The sequence below is a fragment of the Halococcus thailandensis JCM 13552 genome, assembly GCF_000336715.1.
In the GTDB taxonomy this organism is placed as follows: Archaea; Halobacteriota; Halobacteria; order Halobacteriales; family Halococcaceae; genus Halococcus; species Halococcus thailandensis.
On the sequence record NZ_AOMF01000159.1, the window covers coordinates 85,135 to 100,871 of the forward strand.

Here is a 15,737-nt window from a genome sequence, read left to right on the forward strand (position 1 = left end):
ATACTCTAACTTGCTATCATTATCTATGCCAGAATACAAAAACCAGCATTTTGTTCCTCAGTTCTATATGCGTGGTTGGGCCAACAATGATCGGGTTTCCACATACAACTTAGACCGACAAAGTGAGTTCCCACCGACAAATATCTCTAATCTATGTTCAGAGGACTACTTTTACGATAAGGATGGTGAGCACGAACGCGCACTAAGTGGATTGGAGGGACGGCACGCAACGCTCCTACAAACACTTCGAACAGATCGATCCGTAGACAATCTAACTCGGGATGATTTGTATCATCTTTGCATTTTCGTACGATTCCAAGCCGCTCGGACCAAATCTACAAGATCCGAAGGAGAGCAGATCAAAGACTGGATATTCAAAGAAGTAACTCGAACCGGTGTCGAAGCTGGTGAATTAGATGTTTCAGCTCTGGAAGCCGTTGAAAACGGTGAAATCAACATGGAGTTCAAGCACCACAATTGGCTGCATTCTAGCAGTATGCTTCATGCATTAGCTGGACCGAACATACTTTTTGACATGGGAATCTCGCTCATTGAGAATCAAACCGACTCCGAATTTGTATTCTCTGATCATCCCGTCTATCTGGACAATCGTCGGTTCAAATCCGAACAAGAGAAATTTTTGCTTGGTATTCAAAATCGCGGACTACAGGTGTTCTTGCCATTGTCCGCTGATCTATTGCTACACTTATATGATCCGGCCTGTTATCGTATAGAGCACGATGACGAGGACTCTCAACTAGTCCAAGTCGATTCACCACAAATTGTGAATGATCTCAACGGAACACAGCTAATCAATGCCGATAGACACATTTTCTATGGCCAGAATGATTCGGAAGACGAAATGCAATCACTTCAGGACCGACTGTCTGAATCGATAAGTGCGGATTTTGCACAATTTGAACGGCACGAAAACGGAATTCCAGAAATAGATAGGGATAACCCAATACTCATGTCCGGACCTAGGGTTCCGGATTTCTCACCGCGGCTTCCATTCATCAAACAAGTTGTAGATGTAGAGCATGAGGTCAAGCGATCGCCGGCTCTTGCACGTAAAGTTGAAAAACAAATTGAGGCAGCGAAGGAAAATGCCCAAAACACATCATCTGGATAGAACAGAGTGAAATGATAGAAAGTTTATGTCGTTGATTCTATATGGTTTCTATTATCGGACCGCGCTCGCGGCGTCGTTCATGATTTCGATGGCGTCTTTGAGCTCCTCGATGCCCGTCGCGTAGGAGATACGGGCGTAGCCCTCGCCGCCGTCGCCGAAGGCTTCGCCAGGGACGACGACCACGCCGCGATCGAGACATTCGTCGACCCAGCCCTCGGGTGCGTCGGGCATCGCGTAGAACGCGCCCTCGGGTGTGGGCGTGTCGAGACCCGCGTCGTTGAGTCCGTCGAGCAGGACGTCGCGACGCTGCTCGAAGGCATCGACCATCTCGTGGACGGGATCCTGTGGGCCCGAAAGGGCGGCCGCGGCGGCGTACTGGGCGGGCGCGCTCGCGCAGGCCTGGACGTACTGGTGGACGCGGAGCATGCGGTCGGTGCGGCGCTCGCTCGCCGCGACCCAGCCGAGCCGCCAGCCGGTCATCGAGTAGGTCTTCGAGCAGGCGTTCACCACGACGACGTTGTCCGTCTCGGCAAATTTCATGGGGCTGTGGTGTTCGCCCTCGAAGACGATGTGCTCGTAGACCTCGTCCGAGATGCAGAGCACGTCGTGTTCGTCGGCGATCCGGGCGAACTCGCGCATGTCCTCCTCGCTCTGGACGGCCCCGGTGGGATTGGCGGGGCTGTTGACGACGAACGCGGCGGTGTCGTCGGTGATCGCCTCCTCGACCGCCGCAGGGCTCATCGTGAGGTCGTCACGGAGTTCGATCGGGACGGGTTCGCCGCCCGCGAGGTGAGTGAGTGCGGCGTAGGAGACGAAGCCGGGATCGGGAACGATCACCTCCTCGCCCGAACTCACGTGGGCCTCCATCGCGAGGTGGAGCGCCTCGCTGCCGCCGGCGGTGGCGATCACCTCGTCCGGATCGACGTCGAGATCGTTGTCCCGAGCGTGTTTGTCGCTCACGGCCGCGCGGAGGTCGGGAATGCCGGCGTTCGAGGTGTAGCCGTCGGCCGCGCCGCTCTCGATGGCGTCGACGGCGGCCTGCCGTGCGTGGTCGGGCGTCGGGAAGTCGGGCTGTCCGAGGCCGAGGTTGATGGCGTCGCCGCCAGCCGCCTCGAACACTTCGCGGATGCCACTGATGGCGACCGATTCGACCCGGTCCGAGAAGTCGGTCATATCACTACTCGCGGCCCGAGATGCGATAACTGTGCAGGTTTTCGCTACGATTCGAGATCCTCGCGCAGCGTGTCGACGTGCGATTCGAGCGTCGACAGCGCTGCATCAGGGTCCACGTAGCCGTTCTCGTAATCCTCGAAGACCGCATCCGCACGGTCCAGAAACGTCTCGACAGCGGATTCTGTCTCTGCCATGTCGACATCAGCGCTCGCCGACGGTTATACTCGGTGGCTCGCCGTGCGCCTGCCGGCCGCGCGGCCGCGGTTGCGGTGCGGTCCTGGTGGATGAAGGGCGAGGCGCGCGAACGAGCGAAGCGAGTGAGTAGCGAACGAAGTGAGCGCGCGCCGAGGGCTTCGGCGGTGCTGTGCAGTAGCGGAGGCGGTTTGTATCCGCGCGAGCGTAGCGAGCGCGGTTCGCCGCGAACGAGGCCGAAGGCCGAGTGAGCGGTTCTTTTTAGTCCAGGTTTTTGCGACGAGTGGTGCGCGAGCCGTAGGCGAGCGCACCCGAGGAGCAAAAAAGTGGGTCAGAGTGAGTGTTTGAGCTTCTCGAAGAACCCTTCCTCGACCTCGATCTCCTCGCCGCCGGCTTCGGCGAACGCTTCGAGCGCGTCGCGCTGGTCTTCGTTCAGCTCCTCCGGGGTGACGACCTGCGTGCGGACGAAGAGATCGCCGGTGCCGCGGCGGCGCAGGCGGGGCATGCCCTTGCCTTCGAGGCGGAAGGTCTCGCCGCTCTGGGTGCCCGCGGGGACGTCCATCTCGACGGTGCCGTCGAGGGTGGGTACTTCGATCGTTGCGCCGAAGGTCGCCTGCGGGAAGGAGATGGCCGCGCGGTGGGCGAGGTCGTCGCCCTCGCGATCGAACTCGGGGTGTTTGCGCACGCTGATCTCGATGAGGAGATCGCCATTGGGACCACCGTTCTCGCCGGGTGCGCCTTCGCGTTCCATCCGGAGGGTCTGACCGTCGCGGATTCCGGGGGGAACCTCGACCGAGAGACTGGCCTCGTTGCGGACCTGGCCGTCGCCGCCACAGGTCGAGCAGTCCTCGGAGTAGAGCGTGCCGTCGCCACCACAGCGCCGGCAGGTCTGGGTCTGCTGGACCCGACCGAGCGAGGTCTGCTGGACCTGGGTCGTCTGGCCGCGGCCGTCACACTGCGGGCAGGTCTCGGCATCGGCGCTTTCGGGATGGCCCGATCCCTCGCAGTCCGGGCAGGTCTCGGGCCGGGTGATGGTGAACTGTTTTTCCGCGCCCGCGGCGGCCTCCTCCAGTTCGATCGTGAGGTCGGTTCGGAGATCGGAGCCCTGTCGTGGGCCGCTCTGACCACCGCCGCCACGACCGCCACCGCCATTGAAGAACTGCTCGAAGATGTCGCCGAGACCGCCACCGCCCATGCCGCCGCCACCCATCCCGCCGAACGGGTCGCCGCCGGCACCGCCCATGCCGCCCATGCCGCCGCCCCGTCCCGCACCGCCGCCGTCGAACCCGCCGCGTTTTTCGGCCTGCTCGAAGCGTTCGTGACCCATCTGGTCGTAGGCCTGGCGTTTCTGGTCGTCGGTGAGCACCTCCTTTGCCTTCTTCGCCTGTTTGAACTTCTCGTCGGCGTTCGGATCGTCGGAGACGTCGGGGTGGTACTCGGCGGCCTTCTTGCGATAGGCCTGTTTGATTTCGTCCTCGCCGGCGTCGCGCGAGACGCCGAGCACCGAGTAGAAATCCTCACTCATTACCCCGTATACTGGCTTCGGACACTTCAACAGAACGGGTTCGACGCTCGCACTCGCGGTGTCGCGCGAGGGAAATAGTTATTCGGACGCGTAGCTCATTAATGGGTAAATGAGCACCATCGGCGAGCTATCGGTCGCTGCCGAGACGTTCGCGCTCGGCGAGACCATCGAACGAGTACCCGAGGCGACCTTCGACGTTGAGCGGGTCGTCGCTCACGACGCCGACCGTGTCATGCCGTTCGTTTGGGCGAGCGCGCCCGACCGTGAGGCGCTCGAAGACGCCTTCGCGGCGGATGCGAGCGTCGACAACGTCGAGCGACTCTCCGATCTCGACGGCGAGTGGCTCTACCGGATGGAGTGGGTCGCTCGCGTCCAGTTCGTCGTCCACGCGCTTCTCGAAGAGCAGGCGACCGTGCTGAACGCCGAAAGCGAGCGAGGTCGCTGGCAGCTCAGATTGCTCTTTCCCGACCGCGACTCGCTGTCGCGAACGTACGACTTCTGTCGGGAACACGACATTGACATCGACGTCGACGCCATCTACGCGATGGAAAACGAACGCCATGCCCGATTCGGCCTCACTGAGGAGCAGGCCGAGGCGCTCAACGCGGCGTTCGAGCACGGCTACTACGAGGTGCCGCGCGATCTCTCGGTCGCCGATCTCGCCGACGAGCTCGATATCTCCCATCAGGCGCTCTCGGAGCGGTTCCGGCGCGCACACGGTAACCTCGTCGAAAGCACGCTGATCGTCAACGATGAGGAGACCGAACCGCAAGCGACGCCGGATCTGTAATCAGTCTCGGTCCGATTCCTTGTCCCGCGCACGATCGATCTGCATCTCCGCTCGACGGAACAGTCCGCGCAGCGTCGTGACCTCACGCCCCGTCGGGTGGGCACGCCCGAGCACGCGCCGAAGCATGCGCTCGGTCTTCGCGCGTTTCTCCGCCGGACGCTCGATGGCAGCCAGAAACGACTGGAACTGCTCGTACAGCCCTTCGAGCGCGCGCTCGTCGGCCCGATCGTGGCGGTCGGGATGGTGCATCTCGTCGAGCGTGAGCTCCCGCAGTTCGTAGAGCGCGACCGTGGCCGCCTGGCCGAGGTTCAGCACCGGGTAGTCGGGGCTGGCCGGGATCGAACAGACCTCGTCGATGCGGGCGAACTCCTCGTTCGAGAGTCCCGTGCCCTCGCGCCCGAAGACGAGCGCGACGTCGCTCTCGACGTCGGCGAGATGCTCGACGAGTTCGGCGGGCGTCTTGAACGGATAGCGGACGTGTCGCCCCTCGTCACGGCCGGTCATGGCGGTGAATCCCACCGTGTAGAACTCCGAGACCAGCTCGTCGAACGTGAGCACGTCGTGGTTCGGCAGGACGTCCTCGCGGGCGTGGCCGGCGAAACCGTAGGCCTCGCCGTCGGGATCGAGATCGGGTGGGTCGACGAGTTGCAAACTACTGAACCCGAAGTTCTTCATCGCCCGCGCGATCGTCCCGACGTTGCCCGGCGTCTCGGCATCGACGACGGCGACGGCGACCCCCATCAGAGGTCGAGGCTGTCGAGGTCCACGCTCTGGGCCTCCTGTTCGGCATCGGCCGCCGACCCGGTTCCCGACACCGACGGGACTGCCGTCGGATCGGTGTCGACGTGCTCGACTGGCTCGTAGTCGTCGGGTGCGCGCCCGCCGTCGGCGAACCACTCGTGGAAGGCGTCCTGGAGCTCCGGCTCGCCGCGGTAGTCGGCCCCGCCCTGCTCGCGAAACCAGTAGAGGAAGTCGGGTTCGTGCTCCTCGCAGAGGATGACCTCGCTCAGGGGTTCGCCGTAGACGGCGGCCGCGTCGTTGCAGGCGTCGAGCTCGCTGTCGCCGTGGACGAGCCAGCAGGCGTGACACGGCGAGTCGATGAGCTGGCGGAGCCTGACGATCCGTTCCCTGGTCGTCGGTTCCATCTCGTCGATCGGTTTGATATCGCCGTCGTCGGTGAACACCGCGGCCTCGTCGAATCGCCAGCCGCGCAGCGCGATATTGACCTTTCCCATACCCCGGCTACGACGGTTGCGCCTAAAAGTCGCGCGTGTTTTGAGGATGTCCAGTAAATATAGCTGCTGACTATATCGTTACCGAAATCTATTTTCCTACGTATTTGTAGGTTGCAGGCCCGGACTTACCAGACTTGTGTACCGTAATACTAGGTGCATTGCTTATACCATCCTTCAGTAGATATGACCATAGGCCATCAAAGGTATTGTACTTTCCAGTTTGTTCTGGTATGGTACTCTTGAAATGCTGCTCAACATCCATCTTCCTTGCTTCGCCAGATGCTTTGACATAATTATACGCAAACTGCAGTAACGATTGCCGTTGCTTTTTCGTGTGCTGTTCACCAGGTATATCCTCATTCAATACCCAGTCATCAATCTCAATGTTTAATTCATCTTCTAATTCCCCATCATCACCGCCGATATAGTACCAATACTGATGACCTGATACTGGAGATTCAATATCGTCTGCTTCGGCGAGTGCTTCTCTCAAGCAATAGCTCCAGAATCCATTGAACCGCTGGTAGTGAGCAGTATAATCAGGGAGGGCTGCTTTGATATCGTCCTTATCGGCCTTTCCAACGTCTCGTATGTAATTATATGACTTCTGGATCATCGCTTGTTGATGCTCGATCGATTTTTTACTTCCAGCAGGAACATCGTCCAAATCCAATATCCACTCATTAACATCGTCTATACGTAGTTTCTCTGCCAAATCGGAGGGAATGTACCGCCATAGTTGGGCTGCACCTCTTGCTGGCTGCTCAATTCGAGGGAGGTCTGCTAACGAATCGCGAATATAATTCACCCAATGACGCTCGAATTCGGATGTTTCCCCCGAAAGCACATTTGGGTACCTTTCTAAGAGGATCTGTCCGATTTCATTTCTGTTCGCTGTCTCATTTTGACGAAGGAAATCAAACGCAGAGAGAATGATTTCCGCTCGTTTGCTTCGCACTTCGTCAGTCCGCCCAGGGAGCTTTGGACCTAGAATCTCCAAAATATCATTGATAGAACTTGGCATTTCAGCATCGGATGGTTCGTTTCGGAGTCTCTGTAGCATATTCTCTATAAAGAGGGCAGATTCTTTCTCAAATTCGTTAAAAAGTGTGTCGTCAGACCATTCTGCTAGAATTTCGGAGATATCTAATGATATTTCTTCTTTGTTCTCTTCAATTTCTTGTAGAGCTTTTTTCTTTGTACCCAGTTCTTCTGCAAGGCGATATGATTCTCCGGATTGGATCATCTCTTTTGAGAGTACTTCCATAGTATTCCACTCTTGTTCTCATTCGTCTTTAGCTAAGAGCGGAATCGCATGACTGCGGCTGGAAGCGAAGTCGGTTCCTGAAAGGAATGAGGAGGAGTTCGGTGTGAGCGACGANCGAATTGAACGCCGGCTCACTACGCTCTTTCCATCGACGGCTCTCGAAGACCACGCCGAGGCAGTCGGCGTGGTCGAACGCGACGGCAAATTCCAGGTTCCAGCAATGGTCTGGGCGCTTGTGTTCGGCTTCGCCGCAGGCGAAAGCCGAACACTTGCCGCGTTCCGTCGTGCCTACAACGCTACTGCCGACAAGACGCTCTCACCCGGCGGTTTCTACCAGCGGCTGACGCCGCTGTTCGCTGCATATCTCCGCGACCTCGTCGAGTTCGCGCTCGACGAGGTCGCTGTCCCGCACACCGTTAGTGACGAGTTCGACCAATTCAGAGACGTGATGATCGCCGATGCAACTGTTCTGCGGTTACATCGGTTCCTGAAAGAGCAGTATCAGGGACGACGCGAGGAGCAGGCTGGAGCGAAGCTCCACCTGCTCCACAACGTCACCGATCGAACCATCGAGAAGCTCTCCATCACCGGCGAACGTCCCCACGACAGCACCGAGTTCAAGACGGGATCGTGGCTGAAAGGGCGGTTGCTACTCCTCGATTTAGCGTATTTCAAGTTCCGCCGCTTCGCGCTGATCGACGAGAACGGCGGCTACTTCGTGAGCCGTCTCAAGCGCAATACCAAGCCAGAGATCGTCGAAGAACTGCGCGAATGGCGCGGACGCGCCATTCCGCTGGAAGGAGAGCAGGTTTTCGAGATTGCAGAGGATCTCCACCGCAAACACGTCGACGTCGAGGTTGAGGTGGAATTCAGACGCGGGTTGTACGCGGGCACGCGATCATGGGATACGAAGCGATTCCGCGTCGTCGGCGTCCGTAACGAGGACGCCGACGACTACCACTTCTACATCACGAATCTCCCGAGAAAGTGGTTCCTGCCGGCAGATATAGCGACGATGTACCGCTGCAGGTGGGCGGTAGAGTTGTTGTTTCGCGAGCTGAAGACGCTGTACGATCTCGACGAATTCGACACGAGCAACCCTGCAGTAGTGGAGATTCTGCTGTATGCGGCGGTGCTGACGCTGTTGGTGAGCCGTGAGTTGCTGGAACTGGTGATCGAGCACGCGGACGATGAGGCGGTGTTCCCACCGGAACGCTGGGCGGCGACCTTCCGGTCGCACGCCCAGCGGATCCTCAAGCGACTCAGCGACTACCTCGGTTACTCGCCACCGCCGCTGTTAGACCGAATGGCTGCCGACGCACAGAAAATCCATCAGGAGCGCCCGATCCTCCAAGAACGGTTCGCTACCGCCACTCAGTCAATCGCTGGAGTTAGCTAAAGACAGATGNCCCCGCCGCTGTTAGACCGAATGGCTGCCGACGCACAGAAAATCCATCAGGAGCGCCCGATCCTCCAAGAACGGTTCGCTACCGCCACTCAGTCAATCGCTGGAGTTAGCTAAAGACAGATGCTCTTGTTCTATATCACCTATAAAAAATTCCGCTAAAACGCTGTTGTCTGCTAGTTTAGACTCGACATTGAGTTTTAAAATCTGAAATCTATTTCCATTAGTTAGCAGTCCCCAGTCTGTTCCCGTTTGGTGCATATAGCTCGTAAGCTGATCCTGATATTCCCCGTTCAGATTACTGCTGCTGCTTTTGGCCTCTACAAAAATATCCGGTGCTTCGCCAACAGAGAGTGCATAGTCTACCCGATATCGTTTGCTTCCAACTTGTACAGTATATTCAGACTCTACATCCATGTACAAATCCCATCCCAAAATTTCAATCAGAGGCTGTATGATTTTGAATTCAACATTCTTCTCGTTCATCTCGGAAGATTCTAGAAGACGCTTTGATCGATCGATATATTGACTCACATCGCTTCCTGCCATACTTGTCTATTTGTTCCTCTCCATCTTATTAAGTGATAGGACGTATGCATCAGAAGCATAGATTGTGATCGGTTATTGAATAGTTTTTCATAGGGTATTCAGAACACTACATGATTCACGAGTGGACCGGGCCGGCTTTGTATTATGAGATAGAAGTTTCGCTATGCAGACCGTCGAGGCCGCCGGTCTTCCGATCGGCGACGGACACCCAGCGCGGATCATGGGTGTGCTCAATGTCAGCGACCAGTCGCCCTACGAGCCGAGCGTGTTCGCCGACCCCGCCGACGCCGCCATCTACGTCGACGAACTCATCGACGAGGGCGCGGAGATCGTCGACGTGGGGCTCGAATCGGCCAACAAGCGCTTCGAGGTGCTCTCGGCCGCCGAGGAGCGCGAGCGACTCGACACGGCGATCGAGACGATCGATCGCGTCACGGGGGAGGCGGTGTTCTCGATCGAGACCAGATACCACGAGGTCGCCGCGGCGGCGCTCGACGCGAATTTCGACATGGTGAACGACGTCTGTGGCTTCGCCGATCCCGAACTGCCCCGCGTCTGCGAGGCGCGCGATGCGGCCGTGGTGAAGATGGCGAGTCCGCCGGACCTCGAACGACCGGGCGCACTCGCGGACGTCGACGAGATCTACGACGCGCTCGCCGAGGGGCTCACCGACAAGACGATCATCGACCCCGCGTTCGGCGGCTGGAGCGAGGACAAGACCCTCGCCGACGACCGCGAGACGTTCCGCCGACTCGCGGAGTTCGGTGCCATCGACCGCCCGATGCTGGTCTCGATCAACCGGAAGAACTTCCTCGGCGAGATCGTCGATCGCGAGACGGACGACCGACTGCCAGCGAGCCTCGCCGCGACGGCGCTGGCCGTCGAACGCGGCGCGGACGTGATCCGCACTCACGACGTCTCCGAAACCCGCGATGCGGCCCGCATCGGCGACGCGCTCGGCGACAGAGCCGCGCTGCGATGAACTTCGCCACGTGGGAACCGGTCTACGAGGCGATTCTCGCCGATTTCGGCTTCGACCGCGCGAGCGACGAACACGTCCGGGACCGCCTCGCCGATCTCGTCGGCCCGTTCGCCCTCGATCGACTCGACGTGACGGGCGAGACGGTCGTGATCGCCGGGGCCGGCCCGTCGCTCGAAACCGATCTCGATGGAGTGAACACGACGGACGACAGCGTGTTCGCCGCCTCGACCGCCGTCGATCGTCTCCAGGAGGGCGGTATCGCCGTCGACTGCATGATCACCGATCTCGACAAGAATCCGGAAACGGTGCGAGCGCTCACGGCAGCGGGGACACCGGTCGCGGTCCACGCCCACGGCGACAACGGTCCGCTGGTCGAGGAGATCGTGCCGACCCTCGACGCCGAGCACGTGCTCGCCACGACCCAAGCCGCGCCCGCCGGCCCGGTGGTGAATTTCGGTGGATTTACCGACGGGGATCGTGCGGCCTTTCTGGCCGATCACTGTGGGGCGAGTAGTCTGGAGTTCGTCGGTTGGAATTTCGACGACGGATCGGTGGCCCCGATGAAGAAACGGAAACTCGTGTGGGCCGAACGACTGCTCTACTGGCTCGAACACCGACGCGACGAGCGGTTTTCAGTTCTCGACGGGCGGCGTGACGGTATCGACACGAGCGTGCTGCCGGTCGATTAGGGTTCGAGAACGACCTTCCCGCTCGATTCGCGGTTCTCGATATACTCGTGAGCATCGGCGGCCTCGGCCAGCGGGAACGTCTCGCCGACGATCACTTCGAGTTCGCCGCTCGTGAGCAGTTCGGTCAGATGCGGAACGGCATCGAGAACGCGCTCGGGCGCGCGCTGCATCGATTGGCCGAGATGGTAGCCGTGGATGGTGTAGTTGTTGAACAGCAGCGTGCTCGTGTCGGGATAGCCGGGCTCGCCGCTCGCCGCACCATACGACACCATCCGACCGAAGTGGGTGAGACAGTCGAGGCTCTCGGTCGTGGTGTCGCCGCCGATCCCGTCGAGAACGAGATCGACGCCCTCGCCGTCGGTGGCGTCGTTCACCGCCTCGGCGAAATCGGTCTCGGTGTAGTTGATCGGGTGATCGAGCCCGAGGCGCTCGGCGAGATCGAGTTTGTCCCGTGTGCTCGCGGTGCCGAAGACCTCCGCACCGGCCTCGCTCGCGAGCTGTGTCGCGGCGGTGCCGACGCCGCCAGCGGCCGCGTGGACCAATACGCGCTCGTCTGCTTCCAGCCCACCCCACTCGAACAGCGTGTTGTGGGCGGTCAGGAACTGGACGGGAAAGCCCGCCGCTTCGGGAAAGCTCATCGACTCCGGGATGTCGAACAGTCCGGCGGCGTCGGCGGTGGTGTACTCGGCGTAGCCCGCGTCGGTCATCGCGACCACGCGCTCGCCGACCTCGCGATCGACGCCGTCGCCGACCGCATCGATGGTGCCAGCAGCTTCCATGCCCGGCACGTAGGGCGGCTCCGGCCCGCCGACGTAGTGACCGCGGCGCTGCATGATGTCCGCGAAGTTGATCCCCGCCGCCTCGACGGCGACGCGCACCTCGCCGTCGTCGGGCTCCGGTCTGTCGCGCTCGGTCGTTTCGATGACGTCGCTGTCGCCGAATTCGGTGATTTCTACGGCCTTCATCACCGATGGTTAGGGGTCTACCCGGATAAACCATCCGGGCGTGGTTTATTCGCTATGCTCGGTCCCGTCGTCGGGCGATCGTGACGACCCCTCGTCGACAGGCCCTGCGCCATCGGTCTCGGCGTTCGACTCGTCCGCCGGATCGACCGGTTCCGGTTCAGGGACGGAGAGTTCGTTGGAGGGGTGGAGCGGGTTGCCCGCCGTCGCCCGCGCGGTGAGCGGTTCGCCACGGACGAGCTCCGGTAGGAGGATGCGGGCAAAATGGACGAACAGCACGAGCAAGAGCGGCCCGAGGAAAAGCCCGTACCAGCCGAAGAGGAGTGGGCCGATGATGTAGGCGATCATCACCGAGCCGGTATGGAGATCCCGGCCGGAGACGTAGGGTCGGAGCACGAGGTCGGGGATCGTATCGACGATGACCAGCGAGACGGCCGCGAAGACGAGCGGGAACCAGAGCAGCGCGGGGCTGACGAGAACGGCCTCGATGCCGAGCAACAGCGCGACCGGGACGTAGACGATCTTCATGCCGATGACCGGCACGAGGCTGCCGACGCCGGTGAGTAGTCCCAGCAACGTGGGCGAGGGCACGGCGACGCCGGCCGGGCTGACGGCGTTGAGCAGGTTGTAGGATATCGCCGCGAGGATCGCCGTCGAGAAGGCGTTCAGGATGTTGCCGAAGTAGATGGTCTTGAGGTTGCGGTCGACCGCGTCGAGGTAGGCGTAGACGGGCGTCCCCTCGCCGGCGAGCTGAGTGCGAAACCACGCCGCCAGCTTGTGGTCGTCGCGCAGGAGGTAGAACGCGAGCGCGAGCACGACGAACAGGTGGATGAGCGCGTTGCCGAACGCGCCGAGATACGCGAACAGCGGCGTCGCGGCCTCGGTGATCGCGTCGATCACGCCGCCGCTCAGGAACTGTTGGGGGCTCTCGATCGCCGAGCTGATGACGGCCTGTGGCTCGGTGCCGACGCCAGCGTTCTCGACGTACGGTTCGAGCGCGTCGAGCACGGGCTGGAGGTTCGCACTCTCGGCGATATCAGCGAGCTGGAACGTCCCGACGTAGAGTGTGTAGCCGATGAGTACGATCACCGGCAGCGCGACCGTCGTCAACGAGACCGCTGCCGCGAGGGTCGACGTCGGCACGTGATCGCCGAGCCGGCGGTGGATCGGGCGCGTGATGTAGTAGACGAACAGTCCGAGAACGAACGTCCCGATATACCGCCAGACGACGAACGAGAGGGCGAGCGAGAAGACGACCGCCATGAGCCAGACCGGGATCCGCGAGCGGTCGTAGTCGCCGAGCAGGCTGGCCATGCCGCGAACAGAGCCGGAACGGGTAAAAAGTCGTTGTGCGAACCAGTCCATCGTCGGGACCGACGACACCTGTCCGCTCGGAACGGAGTTTTATGCCTGACACCCGTGAACCCAACACATGGCGTACGACTGTTCGTTTCTCACCGACCATCTCGCCGGCGAGCAGGTGTCGTTCGGCGACGACGACCGCGACGGCCACGCGGGCGACTGGGGAACGCCGGACGACGAGCGCGTGCGACCCGATGCGGTCTGTTGGCCCGAATCCACCGAAGAGGTGAGCGCGGTGCTCGCCGCGGCCAACGAGCGCGAGGTGCCGGTGACGCCGTACGCGGCGGGCACGGGGCTGGAGGGGAACGCACTGCCGGCCTTTGAGGGTATCAGCATGGACTGCACGCGGATGGATCGAGTACTCGACGTCCGGCCGGCGGACTTCCAGATCGACGTCGAACCCGGCGTGCTCGGGTCGGCGGTGAACGACGCGGTCGCCGACGAGGAACTGTTCTTGCCCCCGCTGCCACAGTCGGGCGACATCTCGACCGTGGGCGGGATGGTCGCGAACGACGCCAGCGGTGCGAAGACAGTCAGATACGGCGAAGTGAGTGACTGGGTGCTCGGTCTCGAAGCCGTCCTGGCCGACGGCACGGTGATCGAGACCGGGAGCCGGGCGGTCAAGACGTCGAGTGGCTACAACCTGACCGATCTCCTCGTCGGCAGTGAAGGGACGCTCGCGGTCGTCACGCGCGTGACCTTCGAACTCGCCCGCCGACCGAAACAGATCCGCGGCGGGCGGGCGACGTTCGACGATCTCGATGCGGCCGCCGCGGCGATCGCCGCGACGATGCAGGCTGGCGTCGACGTGGCCACCATCGAACTCATCGACCCGCTGAGCACGAAGATCGCCAACGCCTACTCCGGAACCGACCTGCCGAACGTTCCGACCGTCTTCCTCGAATTTCACGCGAACCATCACGTCGAGGCCGAGATCGAAGCCTGCCGCGAGATCTTCGAAAATTACGATGCCGACCGCTTCGAGATGGCCGCTGGCGACGAGATGGACGAGCTGTGGGACGCCAGACGGAACCTCGCGAACGCCATGATCGCCTACGATCCACCGCGCCGCCCGGCCAAACCCGGTGACATCACCGTGCCGATCAGCCACTTCCCCGAGATCGTCCGGTATGCGAAGGCGCGCGGCGACGAGCACGGACTCGACGTGACGACGTTCGGCCACGCCGGCGACGGCAACGTCCACTACAACGTGCTGGTCGATCCGAACGACGAGGACGAACTCGCAGCCGGTCGCGAGATCTCCGACGCCGTCGTCCAGCGGACCATCGAACTCGGTGGTACTGCGACCGGCGAGCACGGCGTCGGCCGGGGCAAACGCGAGTACATGGTCGCCGAACACGGTGAGGGCAGCGTCGAGACGATGCGCGCGATCAAGCGGGCGCTCGATCCGAAGGACACGCTGAACCCCGGCAAGATCTTTCTCGAAACCGCCGACGGCGAGCGTCTGCGAGTCGAGTAAAAACTCAGCCAGCAGTCGTCGTAGGGGTCGAAACGTTTGCGATGGCCGCATCGTACCAGGAGGGGCGCTCGACGGTGGTGTTTCCGAGGTTCGTGTAGCGCACGTGCCGGCGAACGTCGACGGGAGTGCCGTCGAGTGACGCCGTATAGTTTAGTCGGTATTCGTGGACGAGCCCGCGCGAATCGACGAACGCGACGAGCGAGAGGTCCCGTGGATTCATCCACTGGATCTCGAAGGCGGCCGGATTCGTCACGGTCGTCGACTCGACGCGGTGGAGCGTCGTTCCGTTTCGCGTCTCGGTCCCGGTCACGCGAGTCTCGACCGAGCCGAGATAGGCGTACAGCTGCTGGCGTTTCGTCGGATCGAGGGAAAGTGCCTCCCGAGGTCGTACCGGTTCGCCCTCGACGCTCGATGGGGAGTCATACGATGTATTGTTGTTCGTCGTGTCGGCCACGAGGACGCGCTCGCCGTTCGACCAGATTTTCCTGGTGAACGCGCCACCACCGAAGAGCAATCCGGAGGCATTCTGCCGGACGTAGTACCGACTGTCGTTGGCCGCGAGTCGGGCGTCGGTCGAACCCCGATTGTAGGCGGTGCCGTTCGCATATTCGACGGCGAACTCCTCGTGCAGGGAGTAGGAGGTGTCGTCGAGAACGGACGCGTGGGCTTCACCGAGCGCGAACGCGTCGGTCACACCTTGCCCTGTGAGTCCCGGTGCGAGCCGCGACACGGCCGTCGGCGTCGGCTCGTCGGTCGGGACGGCCGCAGGTGTCACCGTCCGGGCCGGGGTTTCGTCGCCACCCAGCGCGAACCCGTTGCAGCCGGCGAGGACGAGCGCCGCCGCGAACAGTCCGACGAGAATCGCCTTCCGCATTGCATACAATGACACGACAGCCGGCAAATACTTGGTCGCGTCGCAAAGTCCTCTAGACTTTGCCTCTGGTAGCCTCGACTGTGAGGTCACAGCTCATGGTTGTTTTGGTTGATCGGTTGA

General features: G+C 61.1%; 16 protein-coding genes. 6 read left to right on the plus strand and 10 right to left on the minus strand.

Features of this window, described 5'->3' with window-relative positions; genetic code table 11:
- The first annotated feature begins 25 nt into the window (after window positions 1–25).
- Entirely contained in the window at window positions 26–1,132 is a 1,107-nt protein-coding gene (locus tag C451_RS21125; RefSeq protein ID WP_161605863.1) for a DUF4238 domain-containing protein, read from the plus strand.
- A 51-nt stretch (window positions 1,133–1,183) separates the two neighbouring features.
- On the opposite strand, the gene C451_RS12350 is transcribed toward C451_RS21125, so the two are convergent.
- The 3 genes from C451_RS12350 to dnaJ form a co-directional block, all read right to left on the minus strand.
- Window positions 1,184–2,305, minus strand: a complete 1,122-nt coding sequence (locus C451_RS12350) for a pyridoxal phosphate-dependent aminotransferase (protein ID WP_007741027.1) — start codon at window positions 2,303–2,305, stop codon at window positions 1,184–1,186.
- Between the two features lie 44 nt (window positions 2,306–2,349).
- On the minus strand, window positions 2,350–2,499 hold the full coding sequence (locus tag C451_RS22935) for a hypothetical protein (RefSeq protein ID WP_007741028.1): 150 nt from the start codon (window positions 2,497–2,499) through the stop codon (window positions 2,350–2,352).
- 329 nt (window positions 2,500–2,828) lie between these two features.
- A complete protein-coding gene (gene dnaJ, locus C451_RS12355; RefSeq protein WP_007741029.1) occupies window positions 2,829–4,022 on the minus strand; it encodes a molecular chaperone DnaJ in 1,194 nt (397 codons plus the stop codon).
- Window positions 4,023–4,131: 109 nt separating this feature from the next.
- On the opposite strand from dnaJ, the gene C451_RS12360 reads away from it, so the two are divergent.
- Window positions 4,132–4,812 (plus strand): helix-turn-helix domain-containing protein, encoded by a 681-nt coding sequence (locus C451_RS12360; protein ID WP_007741031.1) that lies wholly within the window; start codon window positions 4,132–4,134, stop codon window positions 4,810–4,812.
- On the opposite strand, the gene C451_RS12365 is transcribed toward C451_RS12360, so the two are convergent.
- The 3 genes from C451_RS12365 to C451_RS12375 form a co-directional block, all read right to left on the minus strand.
- Entirely contained in the window at window positions 4,813–5,553 is a 741-nt protein-coding gene (locus C451_RS12365; protein ID WP_007741033.1) for an RNA methyltransferase, read from the minus strand.
- On the minus strand, window positions 5,553–6,047 hold the full coding sequence (locus C451_RS12370) for a hypothetical protein (RefSeq protein ID WP_007741035.1): 495 nt from the start codon (window positions 6,045–6,047) through the stop codon (window positions 5,553–5,555). Before C451_RS12370 ends, C451_RS12365 begins: the two co-directional genes overlap by 1 nt.
- 88 nt (window positions 6,048–6,135) lie before the next feature.
- A complete protein-coding gene (locus C451_RS12375; RefSeq protein ID WP_007741037.1) occupies window positions 6,136–7,314 on the minus strand; it encodes a hypothetical protein in 1,179 nt (392 codons plus the stop codon).
- Between the two features lie 118 nt (window positions 7,315–7,432).
- Between C451_RS12375 and C451_RS12380 the strand changes: the two genes are divergently transcribed.
- Complete coding sequence (locus tag C451_RS12380; protein WP_049913102.1) at window positions 7,433–8,713, plus strand: IS4 family transposase; 1,281 nt, start codon at window positions 7,433–7,435, stop codon at window positions 8,711–8,713.
- A 102-nt stretch (window positions 8,714–8,815) separates the two neighbouring features.
- Here the strand turns inward: C451_RS12380 and C451_RS12385 are convergent, their stop codons facing one another.
- Window positions 8,816–9,268, minus strand: a complete 453-nt coding sequence (locus C451_RS12385) for a type I restriction enzyme HsdR N-terminal domain-containing protein (protein WP_080503540.1) — start codon at window positions 9,266–9,268, stop codon at window positions 8,816–8,818.
- 163 nt (window positions 9,269–9,431) lie between these two features.
- On the opposite strand from C451_RS12385, the gene folP reads away from it, so the two are divergent.
- Complete coding sequence (gene folP / locus C451_RS12390) at window positions 9,432–10,250, plus strand: dihydropteroate synthase (RefSeq protein ID WP_007741043.1); 819 nt, start codon at window positions 9,432–9,434, stop codon at window positions 10,248–10,250.
- Window positions 10,247–10,939 carry a 6-hydroxymethylpterin diphosphokinase MptE-like protein gene (locus tag C451_RS12395; RefSeq protein ID WP_007741047.1) on the plus strand — a complete coding sequence of 231 codons (693 nt, stop codon included), beginning with the start codon at window positions 10,247–10,249 and terminating at the stop codon, window positions 10,937–10,939. Before folP ends, C451_RS12395 begins: the two co-directional genes overlap by 4 nt.
- On the opposite strand, the gene C451_RS12400 is transcribed toward C451_RS12395, so the two are convergent.
- Complete coding sequence (locus tag C451_RS12400) at window positions 10,936–11,904, minus strand: quinone oxidoreductase family protein (RefSeq protein WP_007741048.1); 969 nt, start codon at window positions 11,902–11,904, stop codon at window positions 10,936–10,938. The genes C451_RS12395 and C451_RS12400 overlap by 4 nt on opposite strands.
- Window positions 11,905–11,949: 45 nt before the next feature.
- Window positions 11,950–13,215, minus strand: a complete 1,266-nt coding sequence (locus C451_RS12405) for an AI-2E family transporter (protein WP_007741049.1) — start codon at window positions 13,213–13,215, stop codon at window positions 11,950–11,952.
- Window positions 13,216–13,333: 118 nt separating this feature from the next.
- On the opposite strand from C451_RS12405, the gene C451_RS12410 reads away from it, so the two are divergent.
- On the plus strand, window positions 13,334–14,743 hold the full coding sequence (locus C451_RS12410; RefSeq protein WP_007741050.1) for an FAD-binding oxidoreductase: 1,410 nt from the start codon (window positions 13,334–13,336) through the stop codon (window positions 14,741–14,743).
- Between the two features lie 4 nt (window positions 14,744–14,747).
- On the opposite strand, the gene C451_RS12415 is transcribed toward C451_RS12410, so the two are convergent.
- The gene (locus C451_RS12415) at window positions 14,748–15,617 is read right to left on the minus strand and encodes a DUF7537 family lipoprotein (protein ID WP_007741051.1); all 870 of its coding nucleotides are present in this window, start codon (window positions 15,615–15,617) and stop codon (window positions 14,748–14,750) included.
- Between the last annotated feature and the right edge of the window lie 120 nt (window positions 15,618–15,737).

Excerpts from the sequence above, each read along its gene's own strand:
- C451_RS12360 (WP_007741031.1), top strand. The coding sequence starts at position 4,132 with ATGAGCACCATCGGCGAGCTATCGGTCGCTGCCGAGACGTTCGCGCTC.
- C451_RS12375 (WP_007741037.1), bottom strand. The coding sequence starts at position 7,314 with ATGGAAGTACTCTCAAAAGAGATGATCCAATCCGGAGAATCATATCGC.
- C451_RS12365 (WP_007741033.1), bottom strand. The coding sequence starts at position 5,553 with ATGGGGGTCGCCGTCGCCGTCGTCGATGCCGAGACGCCGGGCAACGTC.
- C451_RS22935 (WP_007741028.1), bottom strand. The coding sequence starts at position 2,499 with ATGGCAGAGACAGAATCCGCTGTCGAGACGTTTCTGGACCGTGCGGAT.
- C451_RS12405 (WP_007741049.1), bottom strand. The coding sequence starts at position 13,215 with ATGGCCAGCCTGCTCGGCGACTACGACCGCTCGCGGATCCCGGTCTGG.
- C451_RS12395 (WP_007741047.1), top strand. The coding sequence starts at position 10,247 with ATGAACTTCGCCACGTGGGAACCGGTCTACGAGGCGATTCTCGCCGAT.
- C451_RS12370 (WP_007741035.1), bottom strand. The coding sequence starts at position 6,047 with ATGGGAAAGGTCAATATCGCGCTGCGCGGCTGGCGATTCGACGAGGCC.
- C451_RS12415 (WP_007741051.1), bottom strand. The coding sequence starts at position 15,617 with ATGCGGAAGGCGATTCTCGTCGGACTGTTCGCGGCGGCGCTCGTCCTC.
- C451_RS21125 (WP_161605863.1), top strand. The coding sequence starts at position 26 with ATGCCAGAATACAAAAACCAGCATTTTGTTCCTCAGTTCTATATGCGT.
- dnaJ (WP_007741029.1), bottom strand. The coding sequence starts at position 4,022 with ATGAGTGAGGATTTCTACTCGGTGCTCGGCGTCTCGCGCGACGCCGGC.
- folP (WP_007741043.1), top strand. The coding sequence starts at position 9,432 with ATGCAGACCGTCGAGGCCGCCGGTCTTCCGATCGGCGACGGACACCCA.
- C451_RS12400 (WP_007741048.1), bottom strand. The coding sequence starts at position 11,904 with ATGAAGGCCGTAGAAATCACCGAATTCGGCGACAGCGACGTCATCGAA.
- C451_RS12410 (WP_007741050.1), top strand. The coding sequence starts at position 13,334 with ATGGCGTACGACTGTTCGTTTCTCACCGACCATCTCGCCGGCGAGCAG.
- C451_RS12385 (WP_080503540.1), bottom strand. The coding sequence starts at position 9,268 with ATGGCAGGAAGCGATGTGAGTCAATATATCGATCGATCAAAGCGTCTT.
- C451_RS12350 (WP_007741027.1), bottom strand. The coding sequence starts at position 2,305 with ATGACCGACTTCTCGGACCGGGTCGAATCGGTCGCCATCAGTGGCATC.